The organism is Streptomyces sp. NPDC031121 (assembly GCF_055570615.1).
The window spans coordinates 142927-158756 of sequence record NZ_JBVIGV010000007.1; the positions used below are offsets into that span (position 1 = coordinate 142927).

Below are 15830 nucleotides of genomic sequence, written 5' to 3' on the forward strand. Positions count from 1 at the left end.
GTGCCCTTCGCGTCCGGCTGGGTGATCCGGGCGATCGGCGTCCAGTCGCCGGCCGACCCGTATGGTCGGCCCGGACGGCGTTCCCCGCCCGGGCCGGGGCGCCATCTCGCACCGGGCCGCGCGCCGTCCGGAACCGGGGCGTCACCTTCCGGCAGCGGCTGGCGGCTAACGCTCCGTCAGGCCTGCCTCCCGGCGGGCCACCAGCCGGTAGGCGTTCGTCAGCCCCCACCGCTCCGCCGCCGGGCCCGCCAGCGTCCGGTCCAGTACGGTCGCCGCCACCAGCAGCGGCACCCCCGCCAGCAGGGTGGCGCCCCGCAGCGCCCGCCGGGCCGGACCCGGCGGCTCGGGAAGCCACGGCAGGTCCTCCCGGGGCGCCACCGCGTCCAGCGCCAGCCACGCCGCCGCCACGAGGTCCACCGCGTCGTGCGCCGGTGCGTGCTCCTGCGCCAGCACCGAGAACCCGCTCGCGCCCAGCCTCCGGCGCAGGTTGGCCGCGGGCGCCAGGTGCAGGTGCTGCGGCTGGAGCCACGGCAGCCACCAGCGGCCCAGCAGCCGCGCCCAGCGGCTCTCCGGGTCCGGTACGTCGACCACGAGCAGCCCGCCCGGCCGCAGCACCGCGTACGCCGCCTCCAGCTCGGCGAGCGGGTCCGGCGCGTGCTCCAGGTAGTGGAACATGCTCACCACGTCGTACGACCCGGGCGCCTTCTCCGCCAGCTCAGCGAACGTCCCGCGGTGCCAGTGCCGGACCCGCCCCGCGAGTTCGGCCAGCTCCACCCCGTCGGAGCGGTCGAGGCCGTCGAACACCACGTCGGGCAGGAGCTCCGCGGCGGTCGCGCAGAAGTGCCCGTGCCCCGTGCCCACGTCCAGCCACTCCGCCGGTCCGGACAGGTGCGGGCGCACCGACTCGGTGCGCGCCCGGTAGGAGGCCGTACGCCCCGCGAGGATTCCGTCGAGGCGCTCCTCGCCCAGGCCGTCGTAGAAGTCCCGGTAGTAGAAGGCGAGTCCGCGCTCGTTCAGCCGGGGGTTCTGGAAGACGTGCCCGCAGTCGTGGCACCGGTCCAGGGCGAACTCGCCCGGCTTGTGCTGCACCAGGTCCGAGGTGCGCAGCCGGCCCCCCAGCCGGCCCGACCCGCACCACGGGCAGCGGTGCGCGCGCGGTTCGAAGAACACCGCCGTGCCGTCCGCGAGTTCCTCCCGGTACGCCGCCCGCAGCGCGGCCACCCGGGCCGCGCGCTCCCTGCGCCCGCTCATCCGTCCTCCCCTTCCGCGGCCCGCTGCCGGGCCAGCCGTTCCAGATGGTCGGCCGCGGCGGCCGCGCCCCCCGCCGCCCGGAACGCGGCGGAGACACCCGCGGCCGCCGCCCGGATCCGCGGCTCGCCCAGCACGGTGTCGAGGGCCGCGCCGATCGCGGCGGCACCGGCCCGCCCGAAGCGGATCCGGACGCCCGCCCCGCACTCCGCGACCTGTGCGGCGACCACCGGCTGGTCGTCGCGGATCGGCGCCACGACCAGCGGGACGCCGTGCCACAGCGCCTCGCACACCGTGTTGTGGCCGGCGTGGCAGACCGCGGCCGCGGCCCGCTCCAGCAGGTCGAGCTGCGGCACGAACGGCAGCGCGATGACGTCCGGATCGTCCTCCCGTACGCCGAGCACGCCGTCGGGATCGGCGAACACGCCCTGCACCGCCCCGGCCCGCGCCCGCACGGCGCCCGCCGCCTCGGCGAGGAAGCGCCCGCCGGCGCCGGCGTTCGCCGTCCCCAGAGTCACCAGCACCAGCGCGCGCCCCGGATCGAGCCGCTCCCACGGGAACGCCGCGGGGCGCGGCCGGGCCGCCAGCGAGGGCCCGACCCAGGCGATCCGGTCGCCGCCGCGCAGGGCCGGCCCGGCCAGCTCGGGGGTGCTGAACGCGAGCACGAGGTGCGGGGAGAAGCGCGGATCGCAGCTGCCGCCCGGACGCCCGATCCGCCGGCGCAGGCCGCTCAGCAGCGCGTCGTTCCAGGCGGCGACCCGCGGCATCGGGGCGAGCGCGTCTGCGAACTCGGCGGACGTCGTCGCCGACGTCGCCCATGGGATCCCCAGGTCCTCCGCGACCAGCGCCGCGGCCAGCGCCTGCTGGTCGGCGACGACGACATCCGGGCGGAACGCCGCGGCCGCCTCGCGGACACCGGGCGCCATGGCCTCGGCGAGCGGCACCAGGAAGCGCTCCCACAGGAAGCGCAGCGCCTCCGGGCCGCGCATGCCGGGCGGGCGCACGGGGTCCGCCCCGCCGCCCCGGCCGCTCCCACCGCCTCCGTCGCCGCTGCCCGGTCCGCCGGGGCCGCTCCGGGCGCACGGGTGGACGGCCGCATCCGGCCCGGCCAGCCGCCGCACCAGCTCCGGGTCGCCCGCCCAGGCCACCCGGTGGCCCCGGGCGGCCAGTTCGGACGCCACCCCCACCAGCGGGTTGACGTGCCCGACGAGCGGCGGGACGACGAAGAGGAAGGCGCTCACCGGGCGCGCCCCCGCTGCCCGGCGGCAGCCGCCCGCCGGTCCGCCGCCACGGGCGGGGTGTGGCGGCTCACCCAGTCGAGGACCGCGTCCCGCACCCGCGCCGGCGCCTCCACCAGGACCGAGTGGCGCAGCCCCGGGACCAGCTCCGCGGTGCAGTGCGGCAGCAGCGCGCGCAGCCGGGGCGCCTGCTCGGCGAGGTCGGACTCTGCCCCGTACAGGGCGAGGACGGGGCAGCGCAGGGCCCGGATCGCCGCCTCGTCGGACACCGGGCTCGCCGGGATGTCCGCGGCGATGCTGGTGTCCCGTACGAGCCGTCCGGCGGCCTTCGCCAGGCGGGCGGTGTGCCCGCCGTGCCGGGCGGCGATCCAGGCGAGCGCGGCGCCCTCGTCGGCGGTCATCTCGTGGCGGACCCGGCCCAGCAGCCCGGCCAGCTTGACCGCCCACGTGGCGGTGGCGGGCTCCGACTCGACGGCCACCAGGCTCGCCACGCGCTCCGGGCGCCGCAGCGCGTACGCGAAGGCGACCGTCCCGCCGTACGAGTTGCCCACCAGGTGCACCGGCCCCGGCACCCCCAGCCCGGACAGGACGGCGTCCAGGTCCCCGGCGGCCTCGTCGAGGCCGTACCCGCGGGCGGGGCGCTCACTGCGGCCGTGGCCCCGCTGGTCGTACATGACGACGTCCAGCCCGGCCGCGGCCAGCGCCGGGGCGACGGTGAAGTAGTAGCTGGCCAGGCTGTCGGTGAGCAGGCCGTGCACCAGCACCACGGTGGCCCGGGCGGGGCGCCCGCCCGGGGGCGCGAGGCGCTGCACGTGCAGCCGGACCCGGCCGGTGTCGAGGACGGTCACCGGGTCCCCGCCCCGTCCGCGGCCTTCAGGCATCGGCGGATGTGGTCCACGAGCCGGCCCACGTCCAGCTCGATGATCTCCTCGAGGTCCAGGTCGGCCACGAACTCGGCGAAGTTGACCGCGCCGCCGTACCGCTCCTCCAGCAGCCCGGCGAGCGTCACCAGGTCGATGCTCTCCAGTTCGAGATCGGCGCCGAAACGGGTGCGCATCGTGACCTCGCCCTCCTCCACCTCGTAGCCCTCCAGCACCTGTCGGATCATGGCGGTCAGTTCGGCGAGGATCTCCGCCTCTTCGGCTCCGTCGGACGTGCCGGGCCGGCTGGTCGTCACCCTTCGCTCCCCTCGTCACGGTCGGCGCCCGGGCCCGGCGGGTCCGGGTCCGGGCCGGTCGTCCACGCCACGACGTACGTGCGCGCCGGCAGTCCCGGAGGGTTGGCCACCTCCGTGCAGGCGACCCGGTACACGCCGTACGGGGCCTCCTGCGCGCCCGGCGCGTCCGGGGCGCCCGGCGCCCCCGTGTGGCGGCGGACGCGGACCGTCAGCCGGTCCGGCGCCGCCGCCGTCACCTCGATGTCCCGGGGCCGGCCCCGCAGCCCGGTGCCCTCCGCCTTGGAGACGGCCTCCTTGGCCGCCCAGAACCGGGTGAACCACACCTCCGGAGCCTCCGCGGAGCCCGCCCGGCAGGCCGCCAGGAGCGCGAGCTCCGCCGCCCCGAACACGGCCGCCGCGGTCGCGCCGCCCGGCTCGGCGATCTCCTCGATGTCGATGCCCGGCCCCGGCCCGCCCGGGGCGTCCGCGGGGCGGGCGAGCGCGACGCCCGCCTCGGCCCGGTGCGCCACCGACACCCGCAGCGGCGGCAGCGTACGGCCGTACCGGCCGGTGACGCGGGGCCGCCCCGACGGCTCGTTCTCCACGAGGAGTTCGGCGGGGAATACGGGTCCCTCGCCGGCCTCCCACAGCAGGCGGCGCACGGCGTCCTTCGCCGCGATCCGGCCCAGCAGCCACTGCCGGCGGCCGCGCGGCGGCCGGGCGGCGTACGCGGCGCGCTCCGGCCCGCCGAGGGCGTTCCGCATGATCAGCTCGCGGGACGCCAGGTCGGGCCAGCGCTCGAACACCAGCGACCAGCCGCCGGGCCCGGCCACCGAGAGGGTGTGGCGGTCGGGGAAGCGCTCCACCGGCCGGGTGTGCGGATCGTTGTCGAAGCGCCGGTCCTGCCAGCCCGACAGCTCCGCCCACATCCGGCCCGCCACCGTCAGCACCGCGTCCGCCTCCAGCACGGCGTCCGTGAGGGACGTGACCCGGACCGTGCACTCCACCGGGGTGCCGGGCCGCGGGTCCGGGCCGTGGAAGCGCATCTGCCGCACCCGCACCGGGAAGACGACGGTCCGCTCGGTCCGCGTCGCCATGATCCAGTAGCCGAGGACCTGCCCCACGTTGTCCAGCAGCGCGCCCGGTGCGGTCGGCACGGTCAGGACGGCGCGCACGTGCCGGTCGCCGATGGCGGTGAGCCGGCTCAAGCCCCGGTAGGCCGGTCCGTGGAACATCCAGCGCTCGCGGTAGACCTGCTCCGCCGTGTGGTCGGGCACCCGCTCGCCCGCCGCGTCCGCGGGCACCGCGGGCGGCGGTTCGGCCGGCCACCGGCCGGCCAGCTCCACCACGGCGCGCGCATGCGGCCCGAACGACACCGCCACCCGGTCCGGGCCGCACGGGGTGACGTCGACCGGGACGTCCACGGGCTCGGCGGCGGTCAGCCACCGGTCGAAGCACGCGTCGTGCACCGCGACCGCCGCCCTCCCCGGGGCGGCGCGCTCCGCCGCCGCCTTCATCAGGGCGACGATCGTCGTCGCCGGTACCACCGGCCACCGGTCGGCCACGTCCGGCCAGTCCGCGCGCTGCGGGAAGAAGCAGTGGTCCAGCAGGTACGGCATGCGCTCCACCGACACCCACACCGTCTCCCGGCGCGCGGCCGGACCCTGCGGCGCGTGACGGCGTACGCGGGGGCCGGGCCGCCCGGCCCCGGCGAGCAGCGCGGCGGCCGTCTGCGCGGTCCGCGCCGTCTCGTCCAGCAGCGCCGACAGTTCGGCGGCGACGGCCCCGCCGGACGCGGGTCCCGCGGCCGCAACGGCCGTGGCGGAGGTGTGCGGTGCGAGGGGCGGACGGGCCGACGGGGGCAGCGACACCAGCGCCCCGCCGAGGTCCAGCCGGACCGGGCGCCCGCCGCGCGCCCCGGCGGCGCCGGGCCGTGGACCCGGGTCCGGCGCGTCCACGGCCTCGGGGTGCGTGGCGGCGCCGGCCGTCCACAGCGCGGCCGCCGCCCGCCGCAGCTGGGCCAGGCCCCCGCGCCGCGGCGAGTTCGCCGCGACGACCAGGTGGTCGCGCCCCGCCAGGCAGTCCCCGACCAGGGAGCCGAGCTGTCCGGGGCCCGCCTGGACGAAGACGCGGAACCCCGCCTCGTACAGGGAGCGGATGAGGACGCGGAAGCGGACCGGCTCCAGCAGGTGGCGTACGAACAGCTCGCGGACTCCCGCCGCGTCGGCCGGGAAAGGCCGCCCCGTCGTGCCCGACCACACCGGGGTGTGCGGGGCGCGCAGCGGCAGCCGTTCGGCGGCCTCCCGGAAGGGCCCGATGCACGGCGCGAGCATCGGCGTGTGAAAACCCGAGCGGAACGGCAGGGTCCGTACCAGTACGCCGCCGGCGCGCAGGTCCGCGGCGAACCGCTCCACCGCGTCGGGCGGTCCGCACACCATGCACTGGCCGGGCGCGTTGTCGTGCGAGACGACGACCTCCGGGTGGCCGCCCCCGGCCAGCCGTTCGGCGACCCGGTCGGCGTGCGCGCCGACGGCTGCGTACGCCAGGTCGGCGGCCCGTACCGCCTCCGGGTCCAGGGCGGCCATGAACGCGTCCACCGCCTCCTCCTCGTACAGCCCGCCCGCGGCCATGGCCGTCCACTCGCCGACGCTGTGCCCGGCGACCGCGTCCGGTACGGCGCCGATACGGCGCAGCGCGGCGTCGAGGAGCCGGCCGACGGCGACGACGCCGAGCCCGTGGCGGCCCAGCCCGCCCGCGGCCGGGCTGCCCGGTGTGGGGCCATCCGGTGCGGGGGCGGGCGGGGCCGGAGGCCGGGGCAGGCCGAACCGGTCGGCGACCTCGTCGACGCGCGGGGCGAACTCGGCCTCCAGACCGGGGAACAGGAACACCGTCCTGCCGTGGCCCGGTGCCGGCACCCCGAGGAGGGGGCCGGGGCGGAACCACACGTCGCCGCGGCCGTGCCACGGCTCGCCCCTGGCGACGGCCCGCCGGGCCAGGGCCAGCCGCTCGGGGCCGGGCCCGACGACGGCCAGCCGCACCGGCCCCGCCTGCGGGGCGGCCGGCTCCGGGGCGAGGGCCGCCGCGCCGGGTGCCTCGAGGAGGCGGGCGAGGCCGTCGGGCGTGTCCGCGGCCAGGCGCAGGACGCGCTCCGGCTCGTCGACCACCGCCCGCGCCCGCGGCCCCGGCGGGGCGGGAAGGGCGGCCGCCGCGCCGGCGGGGGCCTGTTCGAGGACGACGTGCGCGTTGATCCCGCCGAAGCCGAACGCGTTGACACCGGCCCGGCGCGGCCCGCCCGGCCCCTCCTCCCAGGGTGCCGCCTGCGCGAGCGGGCGGAAACGCGTCCCGGCCAGCGCCGGGTGGGGGTCCTCGCAGTGCAGGGTGGGCAGCAGCACACCGTGGTGGACGGCCAGCGCCGCCTTGACGAGCCCGGCGATCCCCGCGGCCGGCATGGCGTGCCCGATCATCGACTTCACCGACCCGAGCACGGGCGGCACCGCCCCGCTCGAGGTGTGCGGAGGCCCGAACACCTCGTGCAGTGTGGCCAGTTCGGCGGCGTCTCCGGCCGGGGTGGCCGTCCCGTGCGCCTCCAGCAGCCCGAGCGAGCCCGGCGCGGCCGGGTCAAGGCCGGCGGCCCGCCAGGCCGCCCGCACCGCCCGTGCCTGCCCGGCCGGATCGGGGTTCACCAGGCCGGAGGCGCGGCCGTCGCTGCTGACGCCCGTACCGCGGATCACGGCGTAGACGCGGTCCCCGTCGCGCTCCGCGTCGGCGAGGCGCTTCAGCACCACCACGCCGGTGCCCTCGCCGATGAGCAGCCCGTCCGCGCCGCGGTGGAACGGGCGGATCCGCTCGCTCGGCGACAGGGCGCGCAGTTGCGAGAACACGCTCCACAGCGTGATGTCGTGGCAGTGGTGCACGCCTCCGGCCAGCATCACGTCGCACCGCCCGGCGGCCAGCGCGGCGACCGCCTGGTCCACGGCCAGCAGCGACGACGCGCACGCCGCGTCCACCGTGTACGCCGGCCCCCGCAGGTCCAGCCGGTTCGCGACCCGCGAGGCGGCCAGGTTCGGGACCAGCCCGATCGCGTCCTCCGGCCGGTCGGGGCCCAGCCGCTCGGTGAACGCCCGCCGCACCTGCTCCAGCCGGTCCGCGTCCAGGCCCGGCACCAGCTCGCCGAGGGTGTGCACGAGTTGGCGGGCGGTGCGCACCCGCTGGTCGAGGCGGACCAGCCCGGGCGTGAGGTAGCCGCCCCGCCCCAGGACGATCCCGACGCGCTCCCGGTCGGGCAGCCGGCCGGGCCCTCCCGCGTCGGCCAGCGCGTTCGCCGCCACGTGCAGGGCGATCAGCTGGTCCGGCTCGGTGCCGGGCACGGACGACGGCATCACCCCGAGGCGGGCCGGGTCCACCTCCGCGACGGCGTCCACGAACCCGCCGCGCCGGCAGTAGACCCGGTCGGCGGCGGCCGGATCCGCGGCGCTGCCCGGACGGTAGTAGGCGGCGTCCCAGCGGCCGGCCGGCACCTCCCCGACGAGGTCCGCGCCGGCGCACAGGTTGCTCCAGTACGCGGCCAGGTCGGGCGTCCCCGGCAGCAGCACGGACATGCCGGTGATGGCGACGGGCACGGCAGGCGTGCCGCCCCCGTACGGGGCGCGGGCCGGGGCGGCCACCGTCACCACTCCGAAGCGGTCAGGATGACGGCCCGCTCCGCCGGGTCGCCCCACGCCAACTCCCGCAGCAGGGCCAGCGCCCCCTCCTCCGGGTCGATCAGGCGCACCCCGCGCCGGGCGTAGTGCCGGGCCAGCTCCGGCCCGACCATGCCGCCGTGGACGGGCGACGGGGCCCACGGCCCCCAGTGCACGGTGAGCGCCCGCCGCCCCGTGCGGGCCGCCCACACCGCCCCGTACGCCTCCAGTGCGTCGTTGGCGGCCGCGTAGTCGGCCTGCCCGCGGTTGCCGAGGACGGCGGCGATGCTCCCGAACAGCACGGCGAACCGGGGGCGTTCGCCTTCGGGGAGCTGCTCGGCGGCCGCGAGGAGCGCGGCCGCGCTCTGCGTCTTCGTGCCGTGGACGCGGCGGAAGGACTCCGGCGACTTGTCGGCGATCAGCCGGTCCTCGACGACCCCGGCGGCGTGGACCACCCCGTCGATCCGCCCGTGCTCGGCGTGGATCTCCTTGACGGCCTGCAGCACGGCCGGCGCGTCCCGGCAGTCCACGCTGCGGTAGCCGGCCCGGCCCCCGGCCGCCCGTACGGCGTCCAGCGCGGCCGCGACCTCCCGCCCGGCCGCAACCAGATCGGCGGCGCGCTCGACCTCGGCGGGCGAGGCGTACCGGCCGCTGCGTGCGAGGACGCCCCGCAGAGCCGCCCGGTCGGCCGCGGCCGCGGTCAGCGGGTCTTCCGGCCCGACCGGAACGGGGGTCCGGCCGAGGAGTTCGACACGGCAGCGGGCCGCCGCCGCGAGCACGGACACGCAGCGGGCGGTGATGCCGCGGGCGCCGCCCACCACGACGAGAACGGCATCCCGGTCCAGTCCCAGCGCCTCCGCCTCCGCGGCGCCCTCCCCGGCCGGCCCCGCACCCCGGCCGGCGAGCGGCCCGAGCGGCGCCTCGACCGGCACCGGCGCGAACCGTCCCGCGGACGTCCGCACCACGACGGGCCCGCCGCCGTCCGCGGCGACCTCCTCCAGCAGGACCTCCGCGGCGGCCTCGGGCCCCGGCGCGGCAGCCGCATCGAGCGCGACGCAGCGCACCACGGCGTCCGGGTACTCGCGGGCCGCTGCCCGCACCAGCCCGTCCACCCCGGCCGCCCGCAGCCCGTACCCGGCCTCGCGGACGAGGAACAACCGCCGGGCGCCGGCACGCAGGACGGCCCGTACGACATCGAACCCGCCCGGCAGGAAGGCCTGCCCGCCGTCCTCGCCGAGCGCACCCAGCACGACGACCCCGTCGAAGGACCCGCCGGCGGCACCCATGTCGGATCCCGCACCCCGCAGTTCTACGCTCCGGGTGCCCAGCAGGCCCCGCAGCCGATCAGCGGTGCCGCGCCGGTCCCCCGCCCCGTCCCCGAGGATCACCCACCGACTCCCGGCGAGCCCCGCGGCCCCGAGCCCGGCCCCGGCAACCTCGGCGTGCACCACCCGGTACCGCCGCGGCGCACCCACCACGGGCTCCGGCGCCGCACCAGCGGCGGCAAGGGCTTCCGTACCGGGGCCCGCGACAGGGACGGCACCGGCCGGAGTACCGCCGGGGGCGCGGCCGGACTCGGCAGCTGTCGCGCGGTCGCCGACAGCGACCGCGTCGGCGTCGGCGTCAACCGGAAGGCCCGCCTCCGCCGGACGGGCCCCGGCGGCGGCAGTCCTGCCGTCCTGCGCCGACTCCCCGCCGCCGGCCGTGTGGCCGGTCGCGGCGGTTGCGCGGCCCGTCAGCCAGGTGGCGATCGCCGTCGCGGTACGGGCTCGCGACAGGTCCTCCAGCTCCGCGTCGTCCAGTACGACAGGCGCGGCGGTGCCCGCGCGGCCGAGTCTGCGGGCGAGTTCGCCGGCTATCTCGGCGCGCTTGATCGAGTCGATGCTCAGGTCGGCCTCCAGGTCGAGATCCGGCTCGACCATGTCGAGGGGATAGCCGGTGCGTTCGGCGATCAACTCCAGGACCGCCCGCAGAATCGTTTCCCCCGAGGGCTCCGCGGCCCGAGGCGAAGCCGCTCCGGGCGCGCCCGCCGCGCTGGTTTCCGGGGCGCGCGCAGCACCCGGCCCGGGACCCCTTTCGCGGTTCCCCCGGTCGTCCCCGGCATCGGCCGCCTGACCGAACCGGTGCTCCGGCAGCGGCACCGGCGGGGACACGGGCCCGGCGGCCACCGGGGCCGTCCCTTCCACCGTGCCGCCGAAGTAGGCCAGCAAGACGTCCCGTTGCGCGGCGATCACCTCCCGGCTGCTGCGCAGGAACTCGGCGACCAGCGCGTCCGGGGCTCCGGACGCCGCCTCTTCGGGACTCGTCGACACGGGTGCCTCCACAACGGGTCGGGCCGGCGCGAGGGCGCCGGGGAGCGGCTCGCCGGACGCGGTGCGGACGAGGTGCCCGTCCACGGTCCAGCCGGGGGTGCGCGGGGCGGGGGCCCGGTCGATGTCGACGGCGTCCCGCCCGCGGAACATCCAGTCGGCGGCCACCGGCAGCCCGGCGGCCGCGAGCCGGGCGACCGCGTCGAGGAAACCGGCCAGCCCGCTGTCGGGCCGCGGCTCGCAGGCGACGGCCCGGTGCGGCCTGCCGCCCAGGACGTCCGAGACCAGCCCGGTCAGCACCCGCCCCGGACCGACCTCGACGAAGGTCCGCGCCCCGGCCGCGTACATCGCCTCGATCTGCTCCGCGAACCGCACCGGCGCCCCGATCTGCGCGGCGAGCTCCCCGCGCACCGCGTCCGGGCCGGCCGGGTAGGGGCGGGCGGTCCGGTTCGCCCACACCTCGAACTCCGGCTCGTACAGGAGCTGCTCCCCGAGGACGCGGCCGAAGGACGGCCCGGCCGCGGCGACGAGCGGGCTGTGGAAGGCGCACGCCACCGGCAGCCGCTTCACGCCGAGCCCGCTTTCCCGCAGCCGGCGTACGGCCGCCTCGACCGCGCGCGCCGGCCCGGACAGGACGCACTGCCGGGGCGCGTTGTGGTTGGCGACGACCAGCCCGCCGGGCAGGGGCGGGCCGCCCAGCACCCGCCCGACGTCCTCCGGTGCGGCCGCCACCGCCGCCATCGCCCCGGGATCCGCGCCGGCGGCGTCCAGGATGGCCTCGGCCCGGGCGGAACTCAGCCGCGGCAGCGCCTCCGCGTCGACGACTCCGGCGGCGCAGAGGGCGACCAGCTCGCCGTAGCTGTGTCCGGCCGCCATGTCGGGACGGATCCCGCAGCGCGCGAGGAGTGCGTACGCGGCGAGCTCCACCATGCCGAGGGCCGGCTGCGCGGCCCGCGTGTCGGTGAGGGCGCGCCGGAACGCCTCGCGCGCGGCGTCGTCGAAGGCGGCCGGCGGATACAGCGCCGCCACGGCCCGGCCGCCGCCGTCCGCGCCGGTGCCGAGCAGCCGGCCGAGGCCGGGGAACGCAGTGAAGAGGTGCGCCGACATGCCGGGCCGCTGGCTGCCCTGCCCGGGAAAGAGGAAAGCCGTACGCCCGACTCCCGAACCGCCCTCCTCCGCCCGGTACACCCGGCCCCCCTCGGTGTCTCGGCCCCCGGACCCCAAGGCGGCTCCGGCCGGGGTCCAGGTTTCGGGTGCGGCTTCGGCCCGGTCGGCTCGGGCCCGGGGCCCCGCGGCGGCTTGGAGCCTGCTCCCCGAGGCGGCTCCGGCGCGGGTGTCCGCCGCGGCCCCCGGCGCGGCCCCGGCGGAGGTCCAGGTTTCAGGTGCGGCTTCGGCTCCGACGGCTTCGGCTCCGGCATCCGCCTCGGTGTTCGGCCCGGCCTCCGCGGGCCCGGGTTCCGCATCGGCCGCGTGCACCGCGCTGCGCAGCAGTCGGCACAGGTCCGCGGTGTCTCGGGCCGTGAAGGCGATGCGGATGGTCCCCCGCGCCCGTGCGGCCCGGGCCGCCGCCGTCGCGGCCAGGTCGCGCAGGCGCCACGGGGCCTCGCCCCGCGCGGCCGCGTCGGCGGCCTCCAGCAGGTCGGCCGCCGCCCGGCGGGCCGCCGCGGTGTCGGTCCCGCGGAACAGGAACAGCTCGGCCGGCCACTCGTCCCGTCCGTGCTCCGGGGGCGGCGCTTCCCCGCCGTGGCCGGCCAGCACCGCATGGAAGTTGGTGCCGCCGAAGCCGAAGGCGCTCAGCCCCGCGTACCGCCGCCCGGGGGCGGCCGGCCAGGGCAGCGCCTCCCGGTGGAACACGAACGGGCTCGCCCCCGCCCGCCAGGCGGGGTTCGGCCTCTCCAGGTGGAGGGTCGGCGGCCGCACCCCCGTGTACAGGGCGAGCGCCGACTTGATGAGGCCGGCCAGTCCGGCGGCGCACTTCGTGTGCCCGATCTGCGACTTCACCGACCCGAGCACACAGCTTCCCGCGCGGGCGCCGGCCGCCTCGAACACCTCGGTCAGCACGCCCAGTTCGGTCCGGTCGCCGACCACGGTGCCGGTGCCGTGCGCTTCCACCAGCCCGACGTCGGCCGGGGAGACACCGGCGCCCCGGTACGCGCGCTCCAGTGCGGCGCGCTGCCCCTCCGGCCGCGGCGCGGTCAGCCCGAGCGAGCGGCCGTCGCTGGACGCGCCGACCCCCACCACCACCGCGTACACCCGGTCCCCGTCCCGCTCCGCGTCCGCGAGGCGCTTCAGGACGACGCAGGCGACGCCCTCGCCGAGGGCGATGCCGTCGGCGGACCGGTCGAAGGCACGGGAGCGGCCGCTCGGGGACAGGGCGTGCACGGAGGTGAAGAGGGCGTAGTCGTTGATGCCGTTGTGGAGGTCCGCGCCGCCGCACAGCATCATGTCGCTCGTCCCGAGGACGAGTTCCTTGCAGGCGGCGTCCAGAGCGGCCAGCGACGAGGCGCAGGCCGCGTCCACGGTGTGGTTGGGGCCGCGCAGGTCGAGGCGGTTCGCAACCCGCCCGGCGACGACGTTGGCGAGCACGCCGGGGAAGGTGTCCTCGGTGAGCCGGGGCAGCTGCCCGTCCAGCCCGGCCGGCACCCGCCCGTAGTAGGACGGCAGGACGGTCCGCAGCGTGGCGGCGTTCGACAGGTCGCTGCCCGCCTCGGTCCCGAACACCACCCCGGTACGGGTCCGGTCGAACGGCCGGCCGTCCTCGCCGTGGCCGGCGTCCTCCAGGGCGCGCCGGGACACCTCCAGCGCGAGCAGCTGCACCGGTTCGATGCTGCCGAGCGAGGCCGGGGGGATGCCGTAGCGCAGCGGGTCGAAAGGGATGCGGGGCAGGAAGCCGCCCCACCGGGAGGCGCTGGCCGGGCCGCTGCCGTCGGGGCCGGGGGCGCAGTGCACGTCCGGATCCCAGCGTTCCGAGGGCACTTCGGTGACGGCGTCGCGGCCGTCGAGGACGTGCGCCCAGAACGCGGCCAGGTCCGCGGCCTGCGGGAACACGCAGGCCATGCCGACGACGGCGATGTCCAGCGGTGCGGGCGTACGCTCGGCCGGCCCGGCGCCGGCCGTATCCTGCGCCGCAGCCCGCAGGGCGGTACACCGCCGCTCCAGGAAGGCGGCGGCACCGACGGTGACGGACTCGTGCAGCTCGGCGACGGTCGTGGCGGAGTCCCGCAGCACCGCCGCCTGCCCGGCCATGAACATGCCCTCGGCGTACTGCCGTTCCTCGTCCACGGGCGCCAGCCCGCCGGCGGCGGTGCGTTCGAGTCCCTTGCTCGCCAGCCGCAGCCGCCCGACGTTCAGCCGCTCGAGCCGCTCCCAGACCTCCCGGTCGGGGGCGCCGCCGGCGCGCAGCTCCGCCGCCAGCTCCCGGAAACCCTCGCTGAACGGGCTCGGTACGCACCGGGTGGCGTGCCCGGGTGCCGTCCGCAGCAGCGCGGTCCGCTCGGCGGCCAGCACCTGCCGCTGGAACAGCGGCCGTACGGCGCCGTGGACGACGGCCTCCCGGGTGAACAGGTAGGCGGTGCCCATGAGGACGCCGACCGCGCAGCCGCGGGCGGTGAGCGGGGCGGCCAGGACCGCGACCATGGCGGCGGAGCGGGCGTCGTGCACGCCGCCGGCGAAGAACACCTCCAGGGCGGGCGCGGCGCCCGGGTCCTCGGCCAGGTGGTCGAGGAGGACGCGGGTCTGCGCCTCCCACAGCGGGAAGCTGTTCCGCGGTCCGACGTGGCCCCCGCATTCGGCGCCCTCGAAGACGAACCGGCGCGCGCCCTCGGCGAGGTACTGGCGCAGCAGTCCGGGCGAGGGGGCGTGGAGGAACGTCCGTATGCCGTCGGCTTCCAGGGCGCGGGCCTGCGCGGGCCGGCCGCCGGCGATGACGGCGTGGCTCGGCCGGTGCGCGCGTACCGCTTCGAGCTGCGCGGCGCGGGTGTCCTCCGGGGCGAAGCCGAGGATGCCCACCCCCCAGGGGCGGCCGTCCAGCGCGGCGGCCGCCTCGGCCAGCAGGGCGGCGGCCTGCTCCCGGCCGGCCAGGGCGAGGGCGAGGAAGGGCAGGGCGCCGCCGTCGGAGACGGCGCGGGCGAAGCCGGCCCCGTCGCTGACCCGGGTCATCGGCCCCTGCGCGACCGGCAGGCGGGTGCCGAGGGCGCGGCTCATGGGGGATCCGGCGGTGAGGGCGCGGCCGGCGGTGCCGTCGGCGGCCGCCGCGCGGACGGCTTCGACGACGGCGCGGACGGCGCCGGCGGCGTCCCGGTGGCGGTCGGCGAACACGGCGGCCAGGGGGGCGTCCTGCCCGACCGGGAGGAGCCGGCTGTCGGGGTCGCGGCCGCCGAGCAGGGCGGCGATCCGGTCCGCGTCGTCGGGCAGGTCGCGGGGCGGCGCGCCGGGCGGCGGGGCCGCGGCCCGGCGCCGGCGCAGGAAGCGGTGGCCGCCCAGCTCGGTGGTCTCGGAGCCGTCCAGCGGGCGCAGTACGGCCGCCACGGCCGCGGGCAGCGCCGACTCCGCGAGGAGTGCCAGCTGCGTGTCGAGGACGACGCCGGCGGCTCCGCCGGCGACGGCCGCGGCGGCTGTGCCCGGCGCCATGCCCCCGCAGGCCCACACCGGGGGCCCGTCGGGGCCGGCGGCGTCGAGGAGCTGCTGCAGCAGGACGAAGGTGCCCAGTTCGCCGATGCGGCCGCCGCATTCGCTGCCGCGGGCGACGAGGCCGTGCGCGCCCGCGTCCAGGGCGGCCCGCGCCTCGGCCAGGCCGGTGGCCTCGGCCAGCACCCGCACCCCGGTCGGCAGGTCGGCGGGCCGCACCGCCGTTCCGGCGGCGAGGAGCACCGTACGGGGGCCGCCGGGTCCGCCGAGCAGTCCGGCCGCGTCCCGGGGGCTCAGCCGGCAGTGCGGGCCGACCCTCACCCCGAACCGCCCGGGCAGCCAGTCCCGCAGGTCGGCCAGGGCCGCGCGGGCGGCCCCGTCGCCGGACCCGAGGTCCAGGACACCCAGTCCGCCGCCGCGGGTGACCGCGGCCGCGAGGCGGGCATCGGGTCCGCCGAAGGGGGTCACTCCGATGACGTGCTCTGCCGGCGTCATAATTCTCCGAATATGCGATGGCGTTGCCCGGTGGGGGAATGTCGGCCATGACGAGGGCCGCGGGAAGGCACAAGGTCGC

General features: G+C 78.5%; 6 protein-coding genes. All 6 read right to left on the minus strand.

Translation table 11 applies throughout. From position 1 onward, the window contains the following. Nucleotides 1–165 precede the first annotated feature (165 nt). Genes ACZ462_RS14830 through ACZ462_RS14855 form a run of 6 tightly spaced genes read right to left on the minus strand, consistent with a single transcriptional unit; the run spans nucleotide 166 to nucleotide 15751 of the window. Entirely contained in the window at nucleotides 166–1251 is a 1086-nt protein-coding gene (locus ACZ462_RS14830) for a class I SAM-dependent methyltransferase (RefSeq protein WP_467806411.1), read from the minus strand. Then, nucleotides 1248–2489 (minus strand): glycosyltransferase, encoded by a 1242-nt coding sequence (locus tag ACZ462_RS14835; protein ID WP_467806410.1) that lies wholly within the window; start codon nucleotides 2487–2489, stop codon nucleotides 1248–1250. The genes ACZ462_RS14830 and ACZ462_RS14835 overlap by 4 nt, the downstream gene beginning before the upstream one ends. Beyond that, the gene (locus ACZ462_RS14840) at nucleotides 2486–3334 is read right to left on the minus strand and encodes an alpha/beta fold hydrolase (RefSeq protein WP_467882610.1); all 849 of its coding nucleotides are present in this window, start codon (nucleotides 3332–3334) and stop codon (nucleotides 2486–2488) included. The genes ACZ462_RS14835 and ACZ462_RS14840 overlap by 4 nt, the downstream gene beginning before the upstream one ends. Next, a complete protein-coding gene (locus tag ACZ462_RS14845; protein WP_467806407.1) occupies nucleotides 3331–3663 on the minus strand; it encodes an acyl carrier protein in 333 nt (110 codons plus the stop codon). The genes ACZ462_RS14840 and ACZ462_RS14845 overlap by 4 nt, the downstream gene beginning before the upstream one ends. Beyond that, complete coding sequence (locus tag ACZ462_RS14850) at nucleotides 3660–8312, minus strand: beta-ketoacyl synthase N-terminal-like domain-containing protein (protein WP_467806406.1); 4653 nt, start codon at nucleotides 8310–8312, stop codon at nucleotides 3660–3662. The genes ACZ462_RS14845 and ACZ462_RS14850 overlap by 4 nt, the downstream gene beginning before the upstream one ends. Next, nucleotides 8309–15751: an SDR family oxidoreductase gene (locus tag ACZ462_RS14855; RefSeq protein ID WP_467806404.1), complete on the minus strand. Its 7443-nt coding sequence runs from the start codon at nucleotides 15749–15751 to the stop codon at nucleotides 8309–8311. The genes ACZ462_RS14850 and ACZ462_RS14855 overlap by 4 nt, the downstream gene beginning before the upstream one ends. Nucleotides 15752–15830 lie beyond the last annotated feature (79 nt).

Bases quoted from the DNA above. Each gene is read 5' to 3' on its own strand.
- ACZ462_RS14855 (WP_467806404.1), bottom strand. From the start codon at position 15,751: ATGACGCCGGCAGAGCACGTCATCGGAGTGACCCCCTTCGGCGGACCC.
- ACZ462_RS14830 (WP_467806411.1), bottom strand. From the start codon at position 1,251: ATGAGCGGGCGCAGGGAGCGCGCGGCCCGGGTGGCCGCGCTGCGGGCG.